Origin of the sequence: Anaerocolumna chitinilytica, from assembly GCF_014218355.1 — a bacterium.
Classification (GTDB): domain Bacteria; phylum Bacillota; class Clostridia; order Lachnospirales; family Lachnospiraceae; genus Anaerocolumna; species Anaerocolumna chitinilytica.
In genome coordinates, this window is record NZ_AP023368.1 from 3082024 (window position 1) to 3106019 (window position 23996).

The 23996-nt window shown below is 36.8% G+C and carries 28 protein-coding genes; all 28 read right to left on the reverse strand.

The window, feature by feature from the left end; all coding sequences use genetic code 11:
- Positions 1-140 precede the first annotated feature (140 nt).
- The 28 genes from bsdcttw_RS13430 to bsdcttw_RS13565 all read right to left on the reverse strand — a co-directional run bounded on the left by bsdcttw_RS13430 (position 141) and on the right by bsdcttw_RS13565 (position 23935).
- A complete protein-coding gene (locus tag bsdcttw_RS13430) occupies positions 141-791 on the reverse strand; it encodes an HD domain-containing protein (protein ID WP_225903650.1) in 651 nt (216 codons plus the stop codon).
- 28 nt (positions 792-819) lie between these two features.
- Positions 820-1371 (reverse strand): GNAT family N-acetyltransferase, encoded by a 552-nt coding sequence (locus bsdcttw_RS13435; RefSeq protein ID WP_185255373.1) that lies wholly within the window; start codon positions 1369-1371, stop codon positions 820-822.
- A 58-nt stretch (positions 1372-1429) separates the two neighbouring features.
- A complete protein-coding gene (locus bsdcttw_RS13440) occupies positions 1430-1885 on the reverse strand; it encodes a metallophosphoesterase family protein (protein ID WP_185255374.1) in 456 nt (151 codons plus the stop codon).
- Between the two features lie 50 nt (positions 1886-1935).
- Positions 1936-2580 carry an HD domain-containing protein gene (locus tag bsdcttw_RS13445; protein ID WP_330602191.1) on the reverse strand — a complete coding sequence of 215 codons (645 nt, stop codon included), beginning with the start codon at positions 2578-2580 and terminating at the stop codon, positions 1936-1938.
- 125 nt (positions 2581-2705) lie between these two features.
- Positions 2706-3230 carry a hypothetical protein gene (locus bsdcttw_RS13450; RefSeq protein WP_185255375.1) on the reverse strand — a complete coding sequence of 175 codons (525 nt, stop codon included), beginning with the start codon at positions 3228-3230 and terminating at the stop codon, positions 2706-2708.
- A gap of 53 nt (positions 3231-3283) precedes the next feature.
- Positions 3284-3748, reverse strand: a complete 465-nt coding sequence (locus bsdcttw_RS13455; RefSeq protein ID WP_185255376.1) for a GNAT family N-acetyltransferase — start codon at positions 3746-3748, stop codon at positions 3284-3286.
- 107 nt (positions 3749-3855) lie between these two features.
- Positions 3856-4200, reverse strand: a complete 345-nt coding sequence (locus bsdcttw_RS13460; protein ID WP_185255377.1) for a DUF6054 family protein — start codon at positions 4198-4200, stop codon at positions 3856-3858.
- 143 nt (positions 4201-4343) lie between these two features.
- A complete protein-coding gene (locus bsdcttw_RS13465; protein WP_185255378.1) occupies positions 4344-5381 on the reverse strand; it encodes an HD domain-containing protein in 1038 nt (345 codons plus the stop codon).
- Between the two features lie 52 nt (positions 5382-5433).
- Positions 5434-6273 carry a GNAT family N-acetyltransferase gene (locus bsdcttw_RS25065; RefSeq protein WP_225903651.1) on the reverse strand — a complete coding sequence of 280 codons (840 nt, stop codon included), beginning with the start codon at positions 6271-6273 and terminating at the stop codon, positions 5434-5436.
- A gap of 121 nt (positions 6274-6394) precedes the next feature.
- Complete coding sequence (locus bsdcttw_RS13475) at positions 6395-6739, reverse strand: DUF6054 family protein (protein WP_185255379.1); 345 nt, start codon at positions 6737-6739, stop codon at positions 6395-6397.
- A 52-nt stretch (positions 6740-6791) separates the two neighbouring features.
- The gene (locus bsdcttw_RS13480; RefSeq protein ID WP_185255380.1) at positions 6792-7265 is read right to left on the reverse strand and encodes a GNAT family N-acetyltransferase; all 474 of its coding nucleotides are present in this window, start codon (positions 7263-7265) and stop codon (positions 6792-6794) included.
- Positions 7266-7307: 42 nt separating this feature from the next.
- Positions 7308-8729 (reverse strand): serine hydrolase domain-containing protein, encoded by a 1422-nt coding sequence (locus bsdcttw_RS13485; RefSeq protein WP_185255381.1) that lies wholly within the window; start codon positions 8727-8729, stop codon positions 7308-7310.
- Positions 8730-8763: 34 nt separating this feature from the next.
- The gene (locus tag bsdcttw_RS13490; protein ID WP_185255382.1) at positions 8764-9240 is read right to left on the reverse strand and encodes a DEAD/DEAH box helicase family protein; all 477 of its coding nucleotides are present in this window, start codon (positions 9238-9240) and stop codon (positions 8764-8766) included.
- Positions 9241-9282: 42 nt separating this feature from the next.
- Complete coding sequence (locus bsdcttw_RS13495) at positions 9283-9882, reverse strand: GNAT family N-acetyltransferase (RefSeq protein ID WP_185255383.1); 600 nt, start codon at positions 9880-9882, stop codon at positions 9283-9285.
- Positions 9883-9903: 21 nt separating this feature from the next.
- Positions 9904-10230, reverse strand: a complete 327-nt coding sequence (locus bsdcttw_RS13500) for a nucleotide pyrophosphohydrolase (protein WP_185255384.1) — start codon at positions 10228-10230, stop codon at positions 9904-9906.
- Positions 10231-10268: 38 nt separating this feature from the next.
- A complete protein-coding gene (locus bsdcttw_RS13505; RefSeq protein ID WP_185255385.1) occupies positions 10269-10907 on the reverse strand; it encodes a Type 1 glutamine amidotransferase-like domain-containing protein in 639 nt (212 codons plus the stop codon).
- 101 nt (positions 10908-11008) lie between these two features.
- On the reverse strand, positions 11009-11995 hold the full coding sequence (locus tag bsdcttw_RS13510) for a hypothetical protein (RefSeq protein WP_185255386.1): 987 nt from the start codon (positions 11993-11995) through the stop codon (positions 11009-11011).
- Between the two features lie 49 nt (positions 11996-12044).
- The gene (locus tag bsdcttw_RS13515; RefSeq protein WP_185255387.1) at positions 12045-12545 is read right to left on the reverse strand and encodes an NUDIX hydrolase; all 501 of its coding nucleotides are present in this window, start codon (positions 12543-12545) and stop codon (positions 12045-12047) included.
- 91 nt (positions 12546-12636) lie between these two features.
- The gene (locus tag bsdcttw_RS13520) at positions 12637-13332 is read right to left on the reverse strand and encodes a transglutaminase-like domain-containing protein (RefSeq protein ID WP_185255388.1); all 696 of its coding nucleotides are present in this window, start codon (positions 13330-13332) and stop codon (positions 12637-12639) included.
- 47 nt (positions 13333-13379) lie between these two features.
- Positions 13380-14162 carry a helix-turn-helix domain-containing protein gene (locus bsdcttw_RS13525; protein ID WP_225903652.1) on the reverse strand — a complete coding sequence of 261 codons (783 nt, stop codon included), beginning with the start codon at positions 14160-14162 and terminating at the stop codon, positions 13380-13382.
- A gap of 215 nt (positions 14163-14377) precedes the next feature.
- Positions 14378-15331: a prenyltransferase/squalene oxidase repeat-containing protein gene (locus bsdcttw_RS13530; protein ID WP_185255390.1), complete on the reverse strand. Its 954-nt coding sequence runs from the start codon at positions 15329-15331 to the stop codon at positions 14378-14380.
- Between the two features lie 85 nt (positions 15332-15416).
- The gene (locus tag bsdcttw_RS13535; RefSeq protein WP_185255391.1) at positions 15417-16325 is read right to left on the reverse strand and encodes a metallophosphoesterase family protein; all 909 of its coding nucleotides are present in this window, start codon (positions 16323-16325) and stop codon (positions 15417-15419) included.
- A 126-nt stretch (positions 16326-16451) separates the two neighbouring features.
- The gene (gene murA, locus bsdcttw_RS13540; protein ID WP_185255392.1) at positions 16452-17771 is read right to left on the reverse strand and encodes a UDP-N-acetylglucosamine 1-carboxyvinyltransferase; all 1320 of its coding nucleotides are present in this window, start codon (positions 17769-17771) and stop codon (positions 16452-16454) included.
- Between the two features lie 219 nt (positions 17772-17990).
- On the reverse strand, positions 17991-19127 hold the full coding sequence (wecB, locus tag bsdcttw_RS13545) for a non-hydrolyzing UDP-N-acetylglucosamine 2-epimerase (protein ID WP_185255393.1): 1137 nt from the start codon (positions 19125-19127) through the stop codon (positions 17991-17993).
- A gap of 50 nt (positions 19128-19177) precedes the next feature.
- Complete coding sequence (locus tag bsdcttw_RS13550) at positions 19178-20122, reverse strand: glycosyltransferase (RefSeq protein ID WP_185255394.1); 945 nt, start codon at positions 20120-20122, stop codon at positions 19178-19180.
- A gap of 17 nt (positions 20123-20139) precedes the next feature.
- On the reverse strand, positions 20140-21675 hold the full coding sequence (locus bsdcttw_RS13555; protein WP_207726404.1) for an oligosaccharide flippase family protein: 1536 nt from the start codon (positions 21673-21675) through the stop codon (positions 20140-20142).
- Positions 21676-21721: 46 nt separating this feature from the next.
- Entirely contained in the window at positions 21722-22723 is a 1002-nt protein-coding gene (locus bsdcttw_RS13560; RefSeq protein ID WP_185255396.1) for a hemolysin activation protein, read from the reverse strand.
- Positions 22724-22867: 144 nt separating this feature from the next.
- Positions 22868-23935 carry an EpsG family protein gene (locus bsdcttw_RS13565; RefSeq protein WP_185255397.1) on the reverse strand — a complete coding sequence of 356 codons (1068 nt, stop codon included), beginning with the start codon at positions 23933-23935 and terminating at the stop codon, positions 22868-22870.
- Positions 23936-23996 lie beyond the last annotated feature (61 nt).

Sequence of the window (23996 nt, forward strand, 5' to 3'; positions counted from 1 at the left end):
CCAAAATACCCGGATGATATCCGTACATTTTACAGCATCACAGTTATATACGACTGCCTTTCCAATTTCATTTTTTTAGTTATAATATCTACCTCCATGTAATGCACCTTCGTAGATTCCCAAATCAAAAGTGAAAATGATTATCTTATAGATTCCTTTATTCCCGGAAGTATATCATAGATAGAACAATTCATTTTCGCTTCAAAGTACTCCTTTATTTCAAAAGTAGCAGTCCATCGTAAAACTGTAAATGGAAAGACGCCATATCGCATGGTGGAATCTACAAACCGTTGTTCCAAAATACAAAGTCTATCCGGAAATGCAAGGGAGTCACATAAAATAATTAGTTTGTCATAATCATTAAACTCATGATTCTGAATAAAGTGCTCCATTTCCTCGTGTTCAGACAATGTAATATCCATCTTAGCAATATCATGATTAATGTTTTGGGTTGGATAGGAGTGTGTCAGGCATATTTCTGCTGGCTCGACCCAATTCTTTGATAATAAGTAACGATACCCATCTATTGTATGTTTTACGGCCGAAGGTCCGTTTCTTCTTCCAATATCATGGAGCAATCCGAGTACATAGGCTTTCTCTACATCCAGCCCACAATGCTTCGCAATTGCCTCAGCCGCTTTGGCAGCATTTCTGCAATGATTTATCCATGGTCCGGGATTTAATCTATCTGCTAATTGTAATTCTATTTCTGCTTCTTCTCTTAATGGTATCATAGATGCACTACCTTCGCTTTCAATTTTATCGGTATAAAGGTTTCCTATAATGTACACATTGCCACTTTAAGATTCCTATTCTTCTCTAGAGTTCAGATTTCTCTGAAGAGTACATATAAAAATATAATGCAGTTTCTTTCCTATACAACGGATTTGTATATACTTTTGTATCAATTCCTCCAAGCTTAAAGCCATACTTAAGATAAAAACGACAAGCAAGCAGATTCCAATCTTGTGTTTCAAGAGATACACCGCAAAGTCCTCTGTCCTTCCCCCATTGTACAGCTGCATTCATTAACCTGCATCCGATTCCTAGTCCGCGATATTCGCGGTCAACTGCAAGATCATCAATAAAAGCGTTCCCGTTCCATCGCTTGCAGACCCTGATACTGCCTATACATTCATCACCAATCAGTGCAAGAAAAGCCACTTGCTCAGGATTATTAATATACTCCCTTGGATCAAAAGAATCATTGGGATAGGTTTTTTCTCTTTTTATATCCAGTAAATATTCTGTCGTGTTCCACTTTATACCATCGTATATTGGAACAAGCCTTCCGATAATGTCAAAGGGTTGCTGGGGATGTGGCAGTAAATGAAGCATTGTTTTGTCAAATGGAACAATTCTATAATTCATAAATCTGTACCTCTTTTCTTTATCCCTCGCTATATTAAATCTATTAATTTCCCTGGCTTCATGGATGGAGAATTGTTACTTTTTCGTACTGATATTGCCCTGTGTCCACTGTCATGCGGCACATTGTTATTTCCAAGTCAAAACGCCGTTTACCGCAGCTGCCTGGATTTAGAAACAATATTCCCTCAATAATTTCCGCAGAATATTTATGCGAATGACCAAAGACCACTACATCAACATTTGTTAAGTCTTGGGGTATATCTTTCTTGTTGTGAACGATGAAGAACCTGACACCTTCAATTGTAATAGTTAGGCTCTTAGGCAGGTTTTCAGCCCAATCTCTGTCATTGTTTCCACGTACTATGTAGGTTTCTCCGAACTGCCTAAGGGTATCAATAATAAGAGGGGTGTTGATATCTCCTGCATGAATAGAGCAATCTGCTTCAGCAAGTTCAGCCATAACCTGCTCTCGTAAAAGACCATGAGTATCGGATAATATTGCAATACGTTTCATTTATTGGCCCTTCTTACTTTTCTGATAATCTTAAATCCTTAGATTAACGTTTATTTACCATTCCATTCATCTATAAACTTAACAAGAAATTCTTCCATATATGCATGTCGATTTTCTGCAATTAATATCCCAGTATCTGTATTCATTAAATTCTTTAGTTTCAGGAGTTTTTCATAGAAGTGATTAATGCTGGTACTTTCGTGTTGTTCGTATTCTTTGGCGGTCATATCTTCAAGTGGTTTCTCAAATGGCTCATGTATTTGTCGCCCTTTATGTCCGCCATATGCAAATGTTCTTGCAATTCCAATGGCACCTAATGCATCCAATCTATCTGCATCCTGAACGATCTTTCCTTCAATACTATCAGGGATTATTGATTCACTTCCTTTATAAGATACTGCCGCTATGATTTTACATATTTTCTCAATTGTAGTTTCATCCACCTCATTATCAGTTAAAAACTTTCGTGCATTCTCTAAATTGTCACCGGTATCAAATAATTTTCTATCATCAACATCATGTAATAAGGCGCTAAGCTTGATGAAATAAAGATCACCGCCTTCCTTATGTGCTATGTTTAAAGCATTATTATAAACTCGGACACTATGGTAATAATCATGTCCGCTACTATCTCCCCTAAAAATTTCTTTTATATAAACAAAAGCATTTTCTACTACTTGAATTTCATTTATCATTATTTCGTTTCCTTTTGCTCACTATTTTCTGTTTCGTAAAGTTTCAAATCTTAATTATCAATATTATTGGCTTACTATATTAAATTCATTCTAAACAGCCTTTTCAATATGTTCGAAAAAGGTAATTATCCTAAATTATAGTACAGATTCTTTGAATTATTAAAAGCAAAGAGGAAGAAAATAGCTGCGATAAAAGATAGTATCATACAAATAAATGCTGCCGGTGGTATTAACAGCAGCACAAATGACAGTACATCTAATACAGCAATAAAAGTCCAGGTAGATTTAAGACTGTCCCCATTAAGACGGACGTTATATTTTTCTTCCACCTCTATAACCCCCATGACAATATTATATGATATATAAAGAGATACAGCAGTTGAAATGATTGCAAAGATATAAGTTAATACACCAAGAGACACCGAAATACCCATTAAATCCAATAAGTATAGAAGACCTGAATAAACTGCCATACCACTTGCATATGGCTTAACCTTCATAAACCGCATACTTTGACCTGACATTTCTGCCAATCCATTAATCATAATAATGTATCCTACAAAATCCGGTATCAGACCGATCTTTGAACTTCCTAAGCTCAGATGAAAATCCAAAAAAATAAAGATGAAACCGATAAATATATTTTTCATTCTATTCCCTCCTTGTAAGATATCCTAATATTACTAATGCGTTGAACTGAATATTAATAACTTTGCTTAACCATTTTATAATTCACCAGCGTTATACCCTTTCGTATAACTTGGTTTTCAAATTCTACGATATAGCCTCGTTTTTCAAAAAATGGTCTGGCAGTAATGGATGCATAGGTTTCAAATCGAAAAATACCCGATGCTCGGGCACTCTGTTCTAATTCATTGACCAATGCTGTCGCAATTCCCATACTCTGGAAATCTTTGTGTACAAAGAGCCGGTCTAAGTAACCTGTATTATCCATATCAGCGAAACCTACAATGTTTCCATCAATCTCAGCAATAAAAGTATTGTGCTCCAAAAAAGAGGCATCCCATGCTTCTAAATTAATATTTCCTGACGCCCAAGCGTCAAGCTGCTCATTTGAATAATCTTTTGCATTTATTTTGTGCACTGTATCGTGAAATAACTTTGCCATATCGGCACAGTCACTCGGTCTATATTTTCGGAGTATCATAACTACCTCATCTATTCTAAATTGATTCTTAATTTATTCATAACGAACTTTCTACTTTAGATTAAAAAGCAGGAACTATCTAACTAAAAATACTACTATCTGGATTATTACTTCTGCTCACGAATATAGTTCTCAACAGATTCTTTACATAACTTTAGAAATCTCTCTTCCACAATAGTATTTTTAAAGAATCCTCCAAGGGTACCGCCTAAGGTTATCACGCTAATAAACAATTCTTCGCCTGTTTCTGTAATAGTAATATTCATACTTACACGGCTGCCTCCAAAAGAACTATAGCGTTCATATACTCGGACAGCTACCCGTGAATCTTTCAAGTTAATATCACTTCCATCACCAAAGCTTACCAAAGAATTGTTATTTGTAATATCTTTATGTATCCAAGTAATTAGGTCGTTAAGGTTTCCCTTCAAATATTGTTCGTATTTAGCCATATTTTTATATTCCCTTCAAGTTTTGTTCGTATTTAGCCATATTTGAATATTACCTTAATGCTTTCCAATTACTGATATAGTCCTTCGACTATATCAGTATATCTTTTAGATTGTATTTCCTTATAGAAACCTTATCAGAAAGTTTAGTTCATCCCATTATTGACAGTATCACTCTGACAAGGATTAGCCGCGTATAGCCATTTATCAAAATCCAGATTTAAAAATGTTTGTATATTCTCATGTATACTATTATCAAGCTCTGAGAGCCTTTTAGCGCTGTCATTTATTAAAACCAACGGATCGATATACCGCTTTTTGGCTGAAACGTTTACACAGTACCGGTTGGCTGGTTTTTCTGTAGAAGATGCAACTGCTGATAATTCAGTATAATTCATCCACATCTTGGATAGTCTTTTATCTTTCATCAGCTTCTTTATTACTTCTTTTTCCGTTAAATAGAAATCTTCTTGCATTATAACTCCGCTATTCATAGCAGATCGTATAATATCCGCTAAATATTCCATGGAAAAGCGGTCCTCGTCGGACACAAAAAAATGAGAGTTAAACAATGAAATTTCTATAAATTCTTTGGCAGCATTAATAGTTCTAAAACCTAATTCTTCGATTCCATGCTCGTTATGAAGGATTGTTATGTCTTTATATAAGCGGTTAAGTGTTTCCACTTTACAATCAGCCACACAGAACCCATTCCCAAGGGTATATTCCAAGCGGTCTGCAGAAAGCATAGGTGTATCATTATCTGCTATCGGATACTTGTGATAGTCACTAACATCCGCAATATCTATATGATGTAATCTCAAAAGCTCTGTGATTTCTTTTGAATTTTCTATTATAGATAAGGTCTTATCTTCCGTTGATTCCTGCACAAGATGATCACCTTGCAGGAAATCAATTGTATGTGCAAACACAGGTGTTGCTATATCATGGAACAACCCAGCTATAGACTGTCTGATATCGTGGGTGAAATTCCAAACAATCATTGAAACACCTATACTATGTTTTAGCCTGGAGTATGGAGCACCTGCCTTCCGGTAAATTGGAAAATTAGCATATTCACAGCCGCAATGCATACCAACGTCAGATAACCTCTGCATTTCTGTCGTATTTGCAAGTTGTTTTAATAAAACAGGAATTTCTTTCGTATATATTGAAGTATACATTATCCAGGTGCTCCTTCCTCAAAGATTATTAGAACTGTATCTTATATATCTGTTAAATCTTTCGCTCCATACAGACGGAATCTGCCATATCCGCATACTGTCCGTAGTTGGGTATTACTTTATATCCTGCTTTTTTATACATATTATAAGCAGCTTCTAATGCTTTGCCAGTTTCTAGAATGCACCATCTATATCCTTTGATTTTTGCTTTCGCTTCTAATCTCCGAATTAATTCTGAGCCTAAGCCTATTTTTCTATGGGATGCATCTACATAGATTCGTTTTAGTTCTGCATGTTCTTCGTCATACATTTTAAAAGCGCCACAGGCAACCGGTTTTCCATCCTTATACGCTACAATTACATCATGAATGTTATCTAATTGATTATACTGATGATATTGAACTCTCTGCAGTCGTCCGCCAACAATTTCATCAAGGGTACTATCCAGTCTGCTGCAAAGCATTACAAAATCTGAATCTTGCCCATCTGTGTCCTTAAATTCTACTTCCGCCAAGTTTAATAATTCTGATCTTTTTTTTCTACTGAATTGATTCGTTACAGCAGCGTAGGCTTCATCAATCATCTGAAATAATACATCCATTTCAAGAAAAGCATCCAAATTAACGGTATTCCAAAATGGTTGCTGGACCGGAGGGCAATGATATCCGCGAGTAACAATTTCCGGATAAATCTGACGGTAAAAGCTTGCTTTATCCGGCTCACATTTTAATGTTATCTTATAAAACTTTTCTTCTGAATTGAATTGTGCAAAGATTTTCCCCATGACCTTATAGCAAATAGGATATTCCCCAAATGGCCTTGCTTCATAAGCCCCAGCATGCTTCAAACAGTATTCATTTATTGTTGAAATTACTTTTGTACTATGCTCCATACGTTGTCTCCTGTAGTAATAGCATTCGAAACTGTAAAATCTCAGGAATAAAGTTTATTCATATAAGCTTCGATATCCATGTCTTTTAGTTCTCATAATTAAAATTGCGACATTTCATTTATTATCGATTTTGAATATAGTTCTCTACCGAATTGCTGCATAACTCCAGAAATGTTTCTTCCCCGATGGTATTTAACTTAAAGAACACTGCCTGACTGCCTCCAGAAGTGATAGCGCTTACAAAGAGCTCCTCACCGGCACCTGTTACAGTGACATTCATACTTACACGGTTACCTCCTGTCATACTGTAACGTTCATATACCCGTACAGCCACATTGGCATCACCCATTCTTATATCGCTGCCGTCCTCATAACTTACCGAGGAACTTCCATTCATAATATCATTATGCAGCCAATTTAATAATTCATTGAAGTTTCCCTTCAATCTCCGTTCATATTTAGCCATTCTTTAAATCCTTCCATATAATACTGATGGATATTCTAAAATCATTATCTATCTATTCCAGAGAGCTCATATTGAATTGATTCAGACAATATATTTCTTCCACATCGTCTCCTTCACCGCAGCTCTCGCCTGTGGAAACAAATCCAATCTTCTCATATATATGCTTCCCTCTATTATTATTCGGAGCAGTACTAAGAAATATCTCTGTGCAGTGAAAGCAGTTAAACATAAATTTTAGAATAGCCCTTAACGCTTCTTTACCATACCCTAATCCTTGGAATTTCTGATCAATCATAAAACGGCATAACTCATATGCTTTCATTTCTTCACTATATCCGAACATAGTAAATCCAATAAGCAAGTTATCATTTACAATTCCTTTCGTTATCCATCCCTTTTCATAGAAGGACTGAGCAAGAGAAAACGAATTTGATGCTACAAAATCTTTCCCTTCCTTCCCAGGGTTTAAACAACATATATTTATCCAGTTATCTGATGTAATATCGATAAGTTCAATCTTAGACATATTATATCCTCGTAAGGGTAAACCCCTTTCATAAAATAGAACTTAAATTTTGTCAAATACAAGTTCTCGTTCCTGCTCTGACTTAAAATGCATCGTCAGACATTTTCTTTCATCACTGAAGATGAATCTTAGCTTTGTATTAACAGGAGTTTCATAGTGCCAGATATTTGTTTCAAATTCTTCCTTCTTCCACTCACCATAGCAAACCGCTCTATAATAGGAACCTTGTTCCCAAAAGGGCTTAGCCGTCTCCAGCCATTGATTCTGTTTAAAGCGGATTACATATACAGGCTGATGAATTTCATCGCCGTAAAATGCAACAAGGCATTCTCCATTTTCAAAATCAAAGCTGATTTTCTTTAATTTTAGTTCATTGGATACTTCGGAGGAAAATTTGTAAGCTGCTCTAAAAGTTGGATAGAGTTCAGCGTTTTCGTTCACCTTTAAGTGTGTCTGCCGTGTTCCAAACTCAACTAATTTATTGTAATCAGCATTTTCTGGTAAGGCCTCAGTGCCATCCAGCTCCGGAAGAAGGTCACTCCAAATAAGTTTCATAAATTTACCCATATCAACGTTACTGGTTACAGCAATTACGGAATTTTGCTTTGGCATAACGATACAATATTGCCCGTACATACCGTCCCCACGATATACACCATCAGGAACGCATCTCCAGAATTGATAGCCATACCCCTGACTCCAATCATTATCAGCTTCATCGCCGTTATTGATTTGCTTGGAGGTTGCTTCTTCCACCCAGCTCTCAGGTACGAGCTGTTTACCACCAAATTTTCCTTTTTGCAGCAGCATTTGACCAAATACGGCAATGTCCTCTGTTTTGATATTTAACCCAAAACCGCCAAAAGAAATTCCCAGATTATCTTCATCCCATACAGGGTCGATTCCCAAGGGCTCAAACAGTCTTGGCATAAGATAATCCACAAGTTTCTGCCCTGTCAGCCTGGTAATGATGGCAGAACACATATATGTAGCAAGGGTATTGTAAAAGAACGCACTACCTGGTTCATTTTTTACATGAGAGCTTAAAAAGCCCAATATATTATTCGGTTTTTCGCCCTCCCAATCCCAGTTTTCGTAAGTCATTCCTGTTCCCATTGTAAGAAGGTTTTTCACAGTCATTCTTTTGATTTTTTCATCAACCTTCTCCCCTAATTCCTTCATTTCATCTGTGAAGATGTCGGCAATCAACGTTTCGGTGGTTAAGTAACCTTCCTCTATTGCCAATCCGATTGCAATCGATGTAAAGCTCTTGCTAAGAGAAAACAATTGATGCCTGTACTCTGCTCCATAAGGCTTCCACCAGCAATCAGCTATGTTCTTACCGTTCTTGAGCAGCATAAAAGAATGGACTTCGAAGCCCTGCTCATTTACTTTGTTTAAAAAATTCAATATAGCGGATGAAGAAATACCCTGTGACTCCGGTGTGGCTTTTTCAATTCTCATATAATACCTCCATATAATCTTTATTTTAATGTAGTTATTCCGTAATATATAAATAGTAAAATACTCTTTCACTATTTTCTCTTTGATTGTTCCAGGTCTCTTCAATGGCATTCTTAACATTTTTTGCGTCCTGAAAATTGCTTCCCCTTTTTTTGCAATGCTCTGCAAGCAGCTCATCACTTATATCAAGATATACAAGCACATCAGAATCTATAAGGATCAGTGAAAACAAAGGATGTCCGGCTTTTATTGATACTCTTTCCTTTACAAGCTTTCTTGTAAAATCTCCTATTTCCCTGGTCCAGGGTTTCTGACAGATATATGCTTCCTCTTCCTTCGTCAGTTGCGGCCATAGTGCCTCATCCATATCCACCGTACCAGGAATTTGCTCCTGTAATGTTGATTTACCACAGCAGGTAGTTCCTAAAACGCAAATCCTCTCATTGGGATGTTTCTCAAATATTGCATTCAATGTATTGATTGTTTCAATCGCAGATACTTTTATCGCCATCTTCTGTAATCCCTTCATATCTTTTCATTAAACACTAATTGATTATTCATAATTACCAGCAAATACTATTTTTTCAGATTTGATGTAATCATCTGCAATAATAGCATAATTAACTTTGTCAAACAAACCGTTATTACATTTGCAAGCTTGCCGCATTGTACCTTCATAGGTCAATCCGGCTTTCTGCATAACTTTTCCGGAGGCCATGTTTGGGCCTGCATGATTAGCATATATACGATTAAAACCAATCTCATTAAAAAAGAAATCTATAACTGCTTTCACAGCTTCCGTCATAAGCCCTTGATTCCACCAACTACGTCCAAGTTCATAGGCCAGCTCTATCTGATTTGTATAATCATCAGGATGCATTCCAAAGAACCTGCCGATAACTTGCCCGGTAGCTTTGAGTTCGATAGCCCAACTATACCGATTTGGTCTTTCGTAAGCACCAAGCCACTTATCAGTAAACATTTCTGCAGTATCTATAACATCCTTGACATTCTGCATAGGTTGATAGGATGTCCATTTCCATACTTCAAAATCGCTCCAGCAATTATAAAAGATCTGCTCAAGGTCTTCTATGATGAACCGCCTTAAAATAAGCCTCTCTGTTTCAAGCCTTACTGTACCTTTGTGATTCATAGTCTTAAACTCCATTCCTATTTACCATCGTTTTAGATTTCTTTGATGCTTATCCAAATATATCTTTTCCAATTCCTCCGGCGTGATGTTATAACAGAGCATTACATCATTTAAATACATAAAAACATCACACATTTCTTCAATAAAATGATTTCGTACTTCTATGTCCTCAACTATCTTCTTATCTCCATCCTTTTTAATGATATCTGCGGCTTCTCCAGCTTCAATTATCATCCATAGCAAAGTATCTCTGCCCTTTTCCGGAGATAAACCACCCCATATTTCTTTATATTTTTCTTGTAATTCTATCTGTATTGCTTGCATTTGCTTAAACCCAAAATCACTCATTGTTCAGCCCCCGCTTTTGTAAGAACATTATTACTAACTTACATCATTCGACTTACATGCCTGTTGTTGATTAAGAAAATATCTCCTATGTACGAGGTATTATCTTCTGTGCATATGATAGCACCATCATCACATATTCCGTATAATGGGTACTTTTCAGAAAGCATTAACAGTTCTTCTGAGATATTATTGACATCCAGATGTGGTTCAATCGAGAATTCCACTAACCCAAGAGCTTCATATATATCAAGTTTGGAATGTCCGCAAGTTACTGAACAAACTGCGGTTTTCGACATATTGATGGAGCCGGCACTCATTCCGATAATCACACCTCTATGTTCTCTTAAGTAGGGAATCAAACCATAAGCTTTCAGATAAGCATACTGAATAGGTGTATCTCCACCTGCAAGCCAGATTACATCTGCACTTTTTACGATAGCCTGGGCTGTTTCATCTGTTACCCTGCTGTCTATAACATCTGCCCTTGAAAAATGTATTCCAGCATCCGAAAACATCTTTAAAAAATTTTTACAATACCAATCTGTTTTTTCATATATATTTTCAAACTCCGATGCTATAAAAGCGAATATCATGTCTGATTTCATAAACGATCTTAGCTGTAATATAAAATCCTTTGGAAATTCATCGGAAAATCCACTCGTCAGTATCTTGACCATCAAAACATCCTCCTTAAAACCTCTAGTTGTAAAGATATCCTTGAACATTTATACTACCGCTCATTTATAGATTCCCCCATTAAATAGTTGCAGATTAAATATTACTGAAAATAATCCCACTGCTTTATTTGTTTATCATTATACCAGCTTACCGCCTGATTATAAAAAAGTTTGTACTCTAGTGAAGTTTTTTCACTTGCTGAGTTGTAGCATTTATTTAAATCAATATTGATTGATTTTTGCTCTTTTATATCCAAAGCTGCTTCAAATTGTGCGAGGGGCAATAGGGAATCCATTTCCTCAGCCGTTAAGCTTTGATTATTATACCAATCAGAAGCAAAATCAGAGCTTTTATCAAGAAGATACCAATTAATCATAGTTTTTTTATTCTGTGGTGTAATATTTATACTTTTACCTTTTTCTAAAATACTCACATTAACGGAAGAAGCTTCTGGAACATCCGAGTTTGTATTCGTAAAACTTATCTGAAAAAGATTGTCTCCTGTGATATTAAACAAATCAGAACAGTCATAACTATTGCAGTTTATTTCTGAGCCAGCCGCGTTATGCAGGCCGAAGGGATAATACCTGGTATACCATACTTGCTCGTTTTTTGCGTTTGTCATCGTACCCACAAAGACAGAAACATCCATATTATCATTTTTAATAGAACTAACGCTTCCGTTCATATATGTTATTCCGTTTCGGTATGCCTGACTGCCTTCTGCTATAGAGATGTTAAATAATTCCGGTATCCCATCAAAATTCAGATCGATCAGCAAGAGATATGGGTCATATAGTGATTTATTATTAACAATATATTCGTAATATGCCTTTATCCAACTCTCATCCGGCTTTGAGGTTGAAGCTTCTCCGCTTTGCGCCGGAGCATTGGAAGGCTCCATCTTTCCAGGTTCAAGGTTTACTTTGGGAGTGACAGTTTCTGTCGGTTCTGGTGTCATTGTTAATGTTGGAGCAGTTGTATTGTTTGGTGTATTCTTCTCAGTTTTTTTACATCCCGTAATAGAAAAAACTATTAGAATGATAAGACCAATTATAATAATTGATTTATGTTTAATTTTTAACATAGAATCTTCCCCCGATAATACATAACTTCTTTGCTTTGAATTGCGTGACTTACTTGATTTTTTCTTGTAAAACCATATTCATTAATTTCAAAGCCATATACTCTCTATAGAAACCTCCATATTTGCACGGTTCAAGAGTTTCATATTCTTTATAGGTTCCAAATACAGAAAAAGCATCTTCGAGATTTAACCATAACACAACAGCGCCATTTTCCTTTTCTTCTTTTGTTAATTGCCGTTCACCATACTGCTTGATTTTGCACATATAATAATAACCTGTAAATTTCCATTCCCCATAAAACTCATCAATTCTAATAATTGGTTCCTTTACAATTACATCACATCCGGTTTCCTCTTTTATTTCACGGATACAGCACTCTTCAAGAGTTTCACCCTTTTCTAAAGCTCCGCCGGGTATTTGATAAAAGCCTGTATTTTGCTCATAAATAATACATATCTTATTATCTTTTATAAGAAAGCCGCGGCATCCAATACATTCTTTCGTAAAATTTTCAGAGGAATCTTTACCAATAATTTTATGTGTCAGCATTTCTTTGCTTCTCCTAATTATAAATTTTACGCTTTAGAAAAACACGATTCTCTAAAATTAAGAGCGAATTTTTCAACACAATGCTCTTAAATTAGGAACGAATTTTATCAACATTGCGATTCATAAGTTTGCGCCCGATATTTCTATAAAACCATTTCTTTAATGGTGACAGCTGTTGCTGATATTGCATAAAGAATTCATCAGGTGAATGAAATACACCAAAATCATGGTTTATACCCTCTTTTTGAATATACGTATCATTCCCATTCCAGTCCACTTGAGGATTTTGGAAATTATCAGTAGCTGCTCCATATCCGCAAAAGCTTGTTGTACAGTCAGAAAACTTATCTTGAAGCCTACTTAAGTATTTACTGTCCAGTATGAATCCCTCTATGTTATACCATTGATCCTGGAATTGAACTTCAACCCAGCTATGAATAATACTTTGAGGTGCAAGCTTATAAAGTAGACCGGTCATAGCACCCTTTTGCAAACTTTTGTCAATCGTAAAGCCATGAATCCGGCAAGGTACTGAAACAGCCCTCAAAAGTGCCATAAATAACGTTCCCTTGGTATTGCATTGTCCATAACCATCCTTTAACACCTCAGAAGCAGAAATGGTATCATCCGTGTTATAACCAAATCTGATATCATCACGAACATAATTATAGATTTTACGTATTTTTTGAAAATCGTCTTCCTTCGCCCATTGTTTTTCTTCAATCAATCTCTGTATAGAACTGTGGTGAAAATTCAACATTTCTGTTGCTTGCAAATATTTTGTCATAGTGTAATCCTCCTTTTTTGTTTGATTACACTTTATCAGAATTCACCTCAGAACGCTTTTAAAAACTCGCTATCTTTCAGGATATTTGTTGCAGACATTCCTGTCACCATTTTATTTGTATATGCAAGATGAGACGGACTGTTAAAACCGGCATTGAGAGCAGCAGTCGTTATGCTTTCGCCATTTCCTATCAACTCATAGGCTTTTTGAAGTTTATGCAAAACAATATAACTCTTTAAAGGAATACCTGTTTCCTCTTTGAACAAATGCGCCAGCCGGCTTTCAGAGAGGTTAAGTTTCTCCGCAAAATACTTCAATTGATGATTCTCGTCTTCATGCACACATTCATCTAATAGATCCAAAACTTTTACTACTCGTTCATCCATCTTTTCAATATAACAATTAGAAAATTGAACAAGAAGGCTTTGTACAAATGTTAGATAGGCATCCTTACTTTTTTGTATAAGAATATTTTGTAAATTCGATTGCATCGCTTTAGTTTCATCAGGAGAAAAAAGATAGTAGGGCTGGTTCATCAGCACCCCCATCATCCTGCGTCCAAGCTCCGTTGTCGGATCAATCAGCATAGTAAAGCAGGTATCTCCTGCATTATTAAAAGTATGAGGTGTATCGAGGTTTACTAATATAGACCTGCATATAATATGTTGTCTATTAACATCAATGCTAAAATCCTTCTGGCCGGTTAGAAATAATTGGAGCAGCCAATGCTTGTGATAATCTGCTGCAATATTATCAGAAACCGTCATGAAATTCTTCTCATTTATGATAATAGAGTTCATAGCTTTACATTCAATCCTTTCATGATACACTTCCTCAAACTCTTTCTTAATTGGATGTTATTACCATAACTTCATTCTACAAGACATTCAAATTATTATCAACCTTATTTCACGTTTATTTTTATTAAGATTTATTTACACTTTAAACTAATATAATATAAAAACGGCAATAGAATAGACTACTGCCGTTTCTGGTTTCAGTGCAAAATTAATACTCTTCTTCCTAAAGCTATATATTGATATTATCACTGCAGGACACTTTCAAGTCTGCCAAAGCTTCTTAATAACTTAAGTTTCCCAATTGCTATATCTGCTTTCCACCAGTTCTCAGCTATTGCGAACTCTTTCGAATATATCTCATTATTTTCAAACCAGCTCCAGGTAATTCCCCAAACTCCATTCTCAGGCCGTTTCTCTATGATATAATCCAGTTCTTTTAATAGCAGTTCTTCATTGTCCTTGTAATATAAACTTTCGGGTGAGAGTATAAAACTGGAAGGTGTTTTTCCATATGACGACCACTTGGATACATCCTTCTCAATAGAATCATAAACAAGTCTTCTAACTTTATCTGAAAGATACGTAAGGTCGAAACGATTCGATAAGGAAAGTTTTGGCAATGTATCCATTAACTCACAATACCCACCCACTCCCATATCACCATATTTACCTGTTTCACTTAACTTGCCGATTAACTTATCGATTATAAAAGTAGCTTTTTCATATATATTAGAATTCTTATCTGCATATTTTAGGATAAAGCAAGCGATTCCTGCGGATACACCAACACTTTCATATTCATTGGCATCAGGGTCGTAGTTCCACCAAGGCGCATGAGGATAGTCATTATTTGTTGGAATACTGAAGAACCATCCGCTTTCATTACTATGTAGTCCGCTTTCTAAGAATTTGAAGATACCTTGTATGATGGGATGCTCTATGTCCGAATAATCTATATTCTTTAATTTATCGATGGCATTCAGTGTTGTATAGGGTGATGAATTTGGATTCCAGCAATCCGGTTCCAGAGCATTTCCAAAACCTCCGTCTTCATTTTGATATTTTGACAAGGCTGCTAATACCTTCTCTTTACTACCATTTTCAAATTCATATTGCCATATGGCTAATTCCAAAGGACGGGCATTCCGGTACATCCATAATTGAATTTCTTCAAAGGACTTCTTGCTAAGTTCTTTCATATCCTAACCTCCATTCACACTTTTACGATTAATAATACTAATATGATGATTATTGTAATACCTACCTGAACTTATGTAATGCTTATTAAATCCCCAGCATTTCTCTAACACCTTGTTCCCAATATTCTTCGGGAATATCCGGCCATACACACTCTCCGGTTGCCTGCCTGCAAAGTTCTGTCACTCTCGGTAAAATGTCTCCATGGGTTATATTTCCTCCCCGTAATATGCTTTCTGTTATGACGCACCAATAAGGAGCATGTTCATAGAGTTTTACTTCCTGCATTTCATCGATAACCTTTTCAAAATCATAATCCAGGCTTATAAACTCTTCCTGCCACTGCTCCTGCTGCTCAGGTAAAACATCAGCACTCTTCTTAGCACCTCTTATGACGTCTTCATTATGAAGTATCAGAAACTGGGTCTTTCCTTCACTATATATCGGTACTCCAACTGATCCGGGGTTTAGAACACGCTTGTCCTTATGTACAATCTTACCCTGAACATGGGAATGACCGCATAATATAATTGGTGTCTTCACACTTTCCATCACTTCAATTGTTCTGCTGTCATTCGGTGAAAGCTTTTCATTTACTTTAAAGGGTGAACCATGACAGATACAAAGTTTTGGCATCTTATCTATTAGGATTTCCTGGGTTGGGGCCAGTTTAGAGAAAAATTCTAGATCTCTATCCGTAAGGCAACTATAGGCATACACCAACGCTCCGCTGCCGGAATTTTGGTCCTTCCAGCCAATTTCACCCTCCGCCCGGTAATTTAACCAATACTCTTCTTTATTTCCTTTGATAAAGTAGCATTGATAATTTTCATTTAACTCATATAATCGCTGCATTGTCCTTTCCGGATATGCCAATTCTCCGATATAATCCCCAAGAAAGAAAAAGGTACCGATACCTCTTGAAAATGCCTCCTGCAGGCAACGTTCCAGTGCAATATAATTACCATGAATGTCAGAAAGAACTGCTATATCCATATTAAAAGACCACCTTAATTCTCCTTTTAAAAAACTCTGTCTCTTTCCGGCTATACTGTTATCCGACAGATTTAAGAAAGTGACAGAGCTTCTTTTAAGGTTATTTTAGTAAGCTAACTCTTATAATCAATTATTCATTACATTTAATCTCGGTAATGCTATTTCTTCTGTTTCTTCCTCTATCACTGCAACATCAGCACCTAAATCCTTTAACTTCTGAAAGAAGTTATCATATCCTCGCAGGATATGCTCCAAGCCATAGATTCTGGACTCTCCCTTTGCTACCAGAGCTGCCATTACCAGAGACGCACACATTCTGATATCTGTTCCAGTCATGGTGGTGCCTGTCAGTTTCTGAACGCCGTTAAGTGTAACCTGGGAATGAACACTTTCATAAGTCATACCCATTCTGCGGATTTCAAATAGATGGTTGAATCGAACCGGAAAGACAGCATCCTTTATTGTGGATTTCCCATTACATCTTAGCGCATAGACTGTTGCAAAGGGCTGCAGGTCTGTAGGAAAACCAGGAAAAGGTAAAGCTTCCACGTCAATGGCCATAAGGTTGCTATCTGAAGCATCAATTGCGATATCACTATCGGTAACTTCTACTTTTACACCGGAATCTTCCAATATTGTAATAACCGACATAACATGCTCAGGTATTACATTTCTTATTATCCCGGTACCTTTCGTTGCTGCAATCATAAATAAAAATGTTCCAACCTCCAGGCGGTCCGGTATAACTTCATGTACCGTCCTGCTTAATTTCTTTGCCGCAGGTTTTATGTGAATCACAGGAGTACCTGCACCTGTAATCTTTGCTCCCATATTGTTCATTAAGATAGCCATATCCACGATTTCCGGTTCCATGGCTGCATTATAAATAACAGTTTCGCTCTCAGCTGCACTTGCTACCAGCATGGCATTTTCCGTTGCACCTACACTTGGAAACCTTAAAAATATCTTCTGTCCTTTATAAGGAAACTGAGTTGCTTCACATTTTACATATCCATCTTCAATTTCGGCCTGAATACCAAATTTACGAAATACATATAAGTGGATGTCAATTGGTCGATTACCAATCTTATCTCCACCGGATACCGGTACTACGGCTTTCCCGAATTTGGCTAATAAAACACCTAAGAATAAATTCGAAGCTCTGATTTTTGGAACATACAGCTTACTTAATTCTGAATACTCCATATTACCTGTAATGCTTACTGCATTATTCTCACAGTGCATTTTAACACCTATTTCTTCTAATATCCCCTGCATTGCCTCGATATCTGATATATCAGTTATATGATTAAGTGTTCCTTCGCCTTCCCCCAGACACATTGCGGGTATTAAAGCTAGTATGGAATTCTTGGAACCATTTACCTTAACTTCTCCTCTTAATGCTTTGCCGCCCCTTACTTTTAAATAAGTTCTGTCGCTTACCATTTTATGTAACCTCACTTATTGGTCTTCACATTATTTTTTCATAAAATTAACATTATAAAAATAAATTTACTCTATCATATTACTATTCTTTGCCATAGAAATCAATGAATATTTACAAGTTCCTTCCGACATAAAATAAGGCGCTATGTTAGTTTTCCTAACATACAGCGCCATTCTTTTGAACGTCACTATAACCAAATCGAAAAAAGGAAACATCTGTCAATCAATATCTTTTCTCCACACTGTTCGATTAATGATACCGGTATAACTTTGAATGATTCGCACCACCTTGCTGCTTACATTTTCCTCACAATAATCTGTGACCTCACTTATTTTTTCCTTTCTGTCCGCCATGGCCACCGCAAGCTCTACTGCCTGTAATACCTCCTTCGCCGATATGGAGCCCAGGATAAAAGCTCCCTTTTCAAGTGCCTCCGGCCTCTCTGTGGAAGTACGGATGCAAACAGCCGGAAAATGCTTAAAATAAGCTGCCTCCTCAGGCAGGGTTCCGCTGTCAGAGATGGTGCAAAAGGAGTGGTATTGCAGGTGATTATAATCTGAAAAGGAAAATGGTTTAAGGGAACGAACTTTGGGATGAAAATGGAACTGCCTTTTTTCAATAAAGCCTGCCGAACGAGGATGGGTGGAATAGATAACCGGAATATTATAAGTCTCTGCCAAAGCATTAACAGCCTCCATAAGCTGAAAGAAATTCTTTTCATTGTCTATATTCTCTTCCCTATGAGCTGACAGTACAATGTACTCCTCCTCTAGGAGTCCCAGCTTTTTTAGGATTTGGGATTTTTCTATTCTTTCCTTATTCGCTGACAGTACTTCCGCCATAGGAGATCCGGTTACAAAGCATCTGTCTTTTGGGATACCCTCCCCATGAAGATATCTTCTGGCCTGCTCGCTATAGCATAGGTTAACATCCGATATATGATCCACAATCCGCCGGTTGATTTCTTCCGGCAAATTCTCATCAAAACAGCGATTCCCGGCTTCCATATGAAAAACTGGTATTTTAAGCCGCTTGGCAGAAAGAGCGGACAAGGTAGAATTGGTATCTCCTAAGATCAAGAGTGCATCAGGTTTTTCCCGAAGCATAAGTTCATAACTTTTAGCGATGATATTGCCAATGGTTTCGCCTGGATTATTTCCGACCACGTCCAGATATGCATCCGGTGCCCTTAGTGTTAAATCCTCAAAAAAAATCTGGTTTAACGCATAATCCCAATTCTGCCCTGTATGAACAAGGATATGGTCAAAATAGCTGTCGCATTTTTTGATTGTCTGAGAGAGTCTTATGATCTCCGGTCTGGTTCCAAGTATCGTCATCAGCTTCAATCTACCCATTCTATCCTCCATTTTACATTAGAAATATAATTCGAGCATCCATTAATTAACTAGTAAAATCTACGAATATTTTTTGAACTTAAAAATAGTAAGGGCAGGGAGTGGAAGAGACTTCTTCTAGCAAGCATCAACCTCTTCTTATCTTCCTCTTCACCTAATAGCTTCATGGAAGATTGCCCTCCCTTATGAATGACCGGTGAGGTGTTAACCGTAGCTGCTAAAAGTCCTGCTTTCTTAAGATACAGGGACACGTTTAATTCTTCTCCATACAAGAAGGTCTTTGGGTACAATCCTCTAAAATTCTTAAAATATTCTTCTGTCAGCATAAATGCACAGCCTTGCATTCTAAAGGGATTCTCTGCAGATGTGTTATTTGCAGTTTCCTCCTTTATTTCCTCCTGGTGTTGCTGCCTTTTCTCTTTTTTTAAGTAGGCGCGAAGTTTAGTAAGCCCAGTTATACCTTTCTTAATCAAAAGATATAATATCTTTCCAGTTTTCAGCAGCAGCTTCCTTTTCAGCTTTTGGGGCAGGCTCTTGTATATAAGGTAAAGTAAAGTAAATATAATTGTCTTATAGGGACTTTTCATATTAATGGAAAGCGGCTGAGGGCTCCCCTCTGTGTCATACACCACAGGGGATAGACATCCAATCCCCTCACTCGGTGCTGCCAGAAGTTCTTCAAAAAGAGTATCTTCAAACACAACATCACTATTGCAGACAAAACAGTTTTTTGCATTGAAATGGGTCCTTGCATAGCGTATTCCAGCATTATTTCCTCTGGCGAAACCCAGATTCTTCTTTAGCTTTTTTATTGTTAAATGAGGTGTATTCTTAAACTCTTGCTTCAGAATCTCATAGGAACCATCACCGGAACCATTATCCACTATGATAATTTCATAGTCCTTACCTTTCTGCGCCAAGGCACATCTGGCACAGGCCATTGTTTCCTGATAGTTCTTATAGTGAAGTATAATTATAGCCAATCTGGTACTCATAAGGCCTCCCTGTTTTCTTATTTTAATTTTACACTTTTGCGAAGGACGGAAAAGAAAAGGTTCTTTTCAAAGGAATTCAGCCCAAATCTCCACATCATGACCAGATAGATCCCGGCAATCAATGCACCTTTTAACAGAAAATAAATTGCTCCTTTAAAGGGTATAAATGCAATAATAATAGCTGCTGCCAAGGACAATATAAGGGGTATTCCCATCTTAAGAAAGCATTCCTTAAAAAATATTCCGATGTTAATGTGAAGTTTTTTATAATAGATATAGTTCATTGCTGTTGTACGAAAAAGGTAGGCAGTACATACCGAGATTGCTGCTCCGATTTCTTTATACTCTTTTGTTAAAAGAATTGACAGGAGCACATTTATAACAGCCATAATGGTATAGACATAAGACTGTAATTTAACCATACCCGTAGCAGTTATGGTTAATCCGGCAATATGCTGGGTAAGTTCAAAGATACTTGGGAATATAAGAAAAAGAATACAGATATAGGCATTTTGAAAACCGTTACCAAGCCAAAGTTCTATAAAGTCCCTTCCAATTGCAAGAAAACCTATAAAAATCAATCCTATTAAAAAGAGTTGTATCCTTCCGACTTTAATCATCAGTTCCAGCAAATGTTTTTCGCTGTTTTCCTTCTCCCTGGTAAGAATTCTGGAAACCTTCGGAAGAAACAATCCATTTATAGCAAGAGCGAAGGTAAATACAATCCCCTCCACCGTAGCAGAAGCACCAAATACAGAGATACTTATAGCACCGCAGTAAATTCCCAGAATACTGGGTATGATATTGTATATAAAGCGCTGTGCAATATTGACAACGGTAGACCATAAGGAGAATTGGAACAATTCTTTTGTAACTTTCTTTTCCTTATAATGAAAATTAGCTTTAATCTTAGTTGTTCTTTTTACCAGGAAAAGTTTCAGCAGAATATTTAAGCCTCCGGTAACCGCATTTACCATAACCATGGCATAAAGGCCATAGCCCATCTCTAAAGCCCAAATAATAAAAGCCATATTGCAGAGTTTATAAAATAATTCACAGGCTTTTTGCTGTACGAATTTTTCATGGGAGGTCAGGATACCATTTAGAGTACCGAAAGGAAATGCTAGAACACTATAAGCGGCGGATATAAGAAAGATAATCTTTAACTTTTCAATTTGTTCCGGAGACAGCTCTTTATAAATACTGCCGATGTAAAAATAAACTATGACTAGAACTGCTGCAATAAAGATATCAAGGAAAAAAAAGAGTTTATATATGATACCAAGCAGGTTATTTGCTGCCTGTTTATCATCCCTGGAGTTATACAGAGAGAGAAAGCGGGTGACAGCGGCACCAAGCCCAAAATCCATCACCAATATACCAATCAGGGACACTGACAATGTATAGAGTCCGTAATTATCCTGTCCAAGGCTTCTAATCATCCAGGGTGTATAGATTAAGCCAGCCAACAGATTAATAAATATTGTAATATATCCTAATACCGCACCTGCCTTTATCTGTCTGGCACTTTCATTTTCATTCATATCACCCATTTGCCATCACTGCTCTCCTTCCCATAAGAATCCCCTTTGTGTATTGTTATTTTATTCGCAGCAAACGTAGTAAACTCTTCTTAAGACCTTTATAATCCTTGTATTTCAAACGGCGCAATATACTTGCCCCTTTCCGGTAATACCGAATAAGAGGATGCCCCTTACCCATAACCCGGTCAATCCGTTCTTTAAATTCTTTGTCCTCAATTACATAAGGCGGATGCTTTATTGGAAATTCCAGTTCATAGGCTGGCATATTAAATATCCTTTGGACCCCTTTTGGGAGCATCCGAATATCCGATACGGAATGAGTGGCATTCGCTGTAACTCCTATATTTGTTATCATATTTTTAGCAGGTACAATATTAAGCCTGTGGTTTAAGTGCATACTACTGCCAAGAATGGTCTCATAATATGCTTTTCCTGCATACTGATGTCTCCTTAGTGTGTTAATATACGAAGCACCTTCCATAAAGGAATCCAGATAATTTTTAAACTGTTTTAGATTAAAAGGATCTTTTAATATGCTGTATTTTTCATCCCAGGTTTCCACTACCCGCCTCCAGGATGCCCAGCCGCAGATAGACCCCGAGGTTGTAAACAGATAATCATAGGGGGTATATTCACAGATTTTGGTATTGTTCATCCCACATATCATATTTATTCTTTCATCCTCCCGGTACTTCTTAAGAAGCTCTTTGCAAAAGGGAAAGAAGCTAAGTGAGGGAACATCATCATCTTCCAGTATTATCCCTTCTTCTTCCGTTTGAAACATCCATTTCTGAGCTATATACTCAGATGGGTCACAACCCACATTCTCACTTTGGAAAAAGGTATGTATCTCACAATTCCAGTCAATGTCAAAAGCGATTGCCCTGCACTTTATGATTCCTGCCATGTCCTCACTTCTGCCCTTTCTCGGTCCGTCTTGATACAGATAAAGTCTGGAAGGCTTTGCTTCTTTAATTACGGCAAATACCTGTTCAAATTGCTTCGGCCTTGCAAAAAATATCAATAGCACAGCAATATCTATCTTTGCTTCTTTCATAGCTCCATCCTTTCCGCGCTGATGAAGCGCGAACTATGTTGATACTAAATTCTCACAAGACTTCCGGCAATCAACGGCAGTCTTGTGATGTGCATAAAGTGCGTCCACTAGTGAGCCACAACTGCAGCTTAGCAGTATGCATAATTAATGAAATATCGAAATATAAGGTATAAGATTGCCATCTCTTAGCGTCCGATACAAAAAAAAGACTCCAAACAAAACCACTGAACAAAGCAGAATACATTTTCTAGTTACTTCTTTCTCCCTCTCCTCACTCCGTAATGACAAAATCCTATCCAGTAAGATGATACTTCCGTATAGATAATAAAGAGCCGGTCTTTCTGCCGTCCTTGTAAAAAGGCGGAATATCCAGAGAAGTATTACAACAAAATGCATATTCAAAAACAGCAGACTTTCTTTATCTGCAGCTATTAACTCTTTTCGATAAACAACTCCCAGAAAACCTATAATCAGTAAGATAATAAGAAAGATACTGCCATTACCGGTACTCTCAATGCCGTAATCATAATCCATCCAGGAAGCCACCAGATAGTAAAATCTATCAAAGAAGATTCCAAGCAAACCATATCCCGCCAAAATTGCAAAATGGTATTTTGCCTTCCAGGGAATACGGCCAATAAAATAAGCAGGCAAAAAGAAAACTGCTGATTTATGAAACAGAAAAGCTATAGCTACTATAATAATAAATGCAGCCGGTTTTCTTTTTCTTATCATACCGTAGGCAAACAGGCATATGGACATTGCAAGGCTTTGTCTTAAACCTGCCAGAGAAAAAGCAAAAAGTCCTATAGTATAATAAAAATAAATTGCATATAGTTTATTAACAGCATATTTTTTTAGAAAAATGAACAAGCATAAATAAAGAATGGCGGAGGTTACTGCAAAATAGAAGAACGTATTATACTGTATTTCGCTTAAAAGCTTGGTAAACATATAAAACCCGGCTTCTTTTTTACGCTCTAGATAAAAAGTAAAGGTATATTTTACAGAATTAAAGAAATTGTCTGCATATCTGCTGTAATCTCCTGTAATCGGAGATTTTAAAATGGTAAGTAAATATAAAAGAAAGCAGGAGGCTAAAAGAGCAAAAGTTTTTCCTTCCAGTCTTACACCACTCTCGGTATAACTCTCTGCTTTACTTAAGAGTGCCAAGGTAGCAAATAGAATAAGTATCATAATATATGGCAGCATCCTTTATCCTCCCTCTCTTAAACAACATACCAAAGCCATCGTATCAATGTAATATAATCGC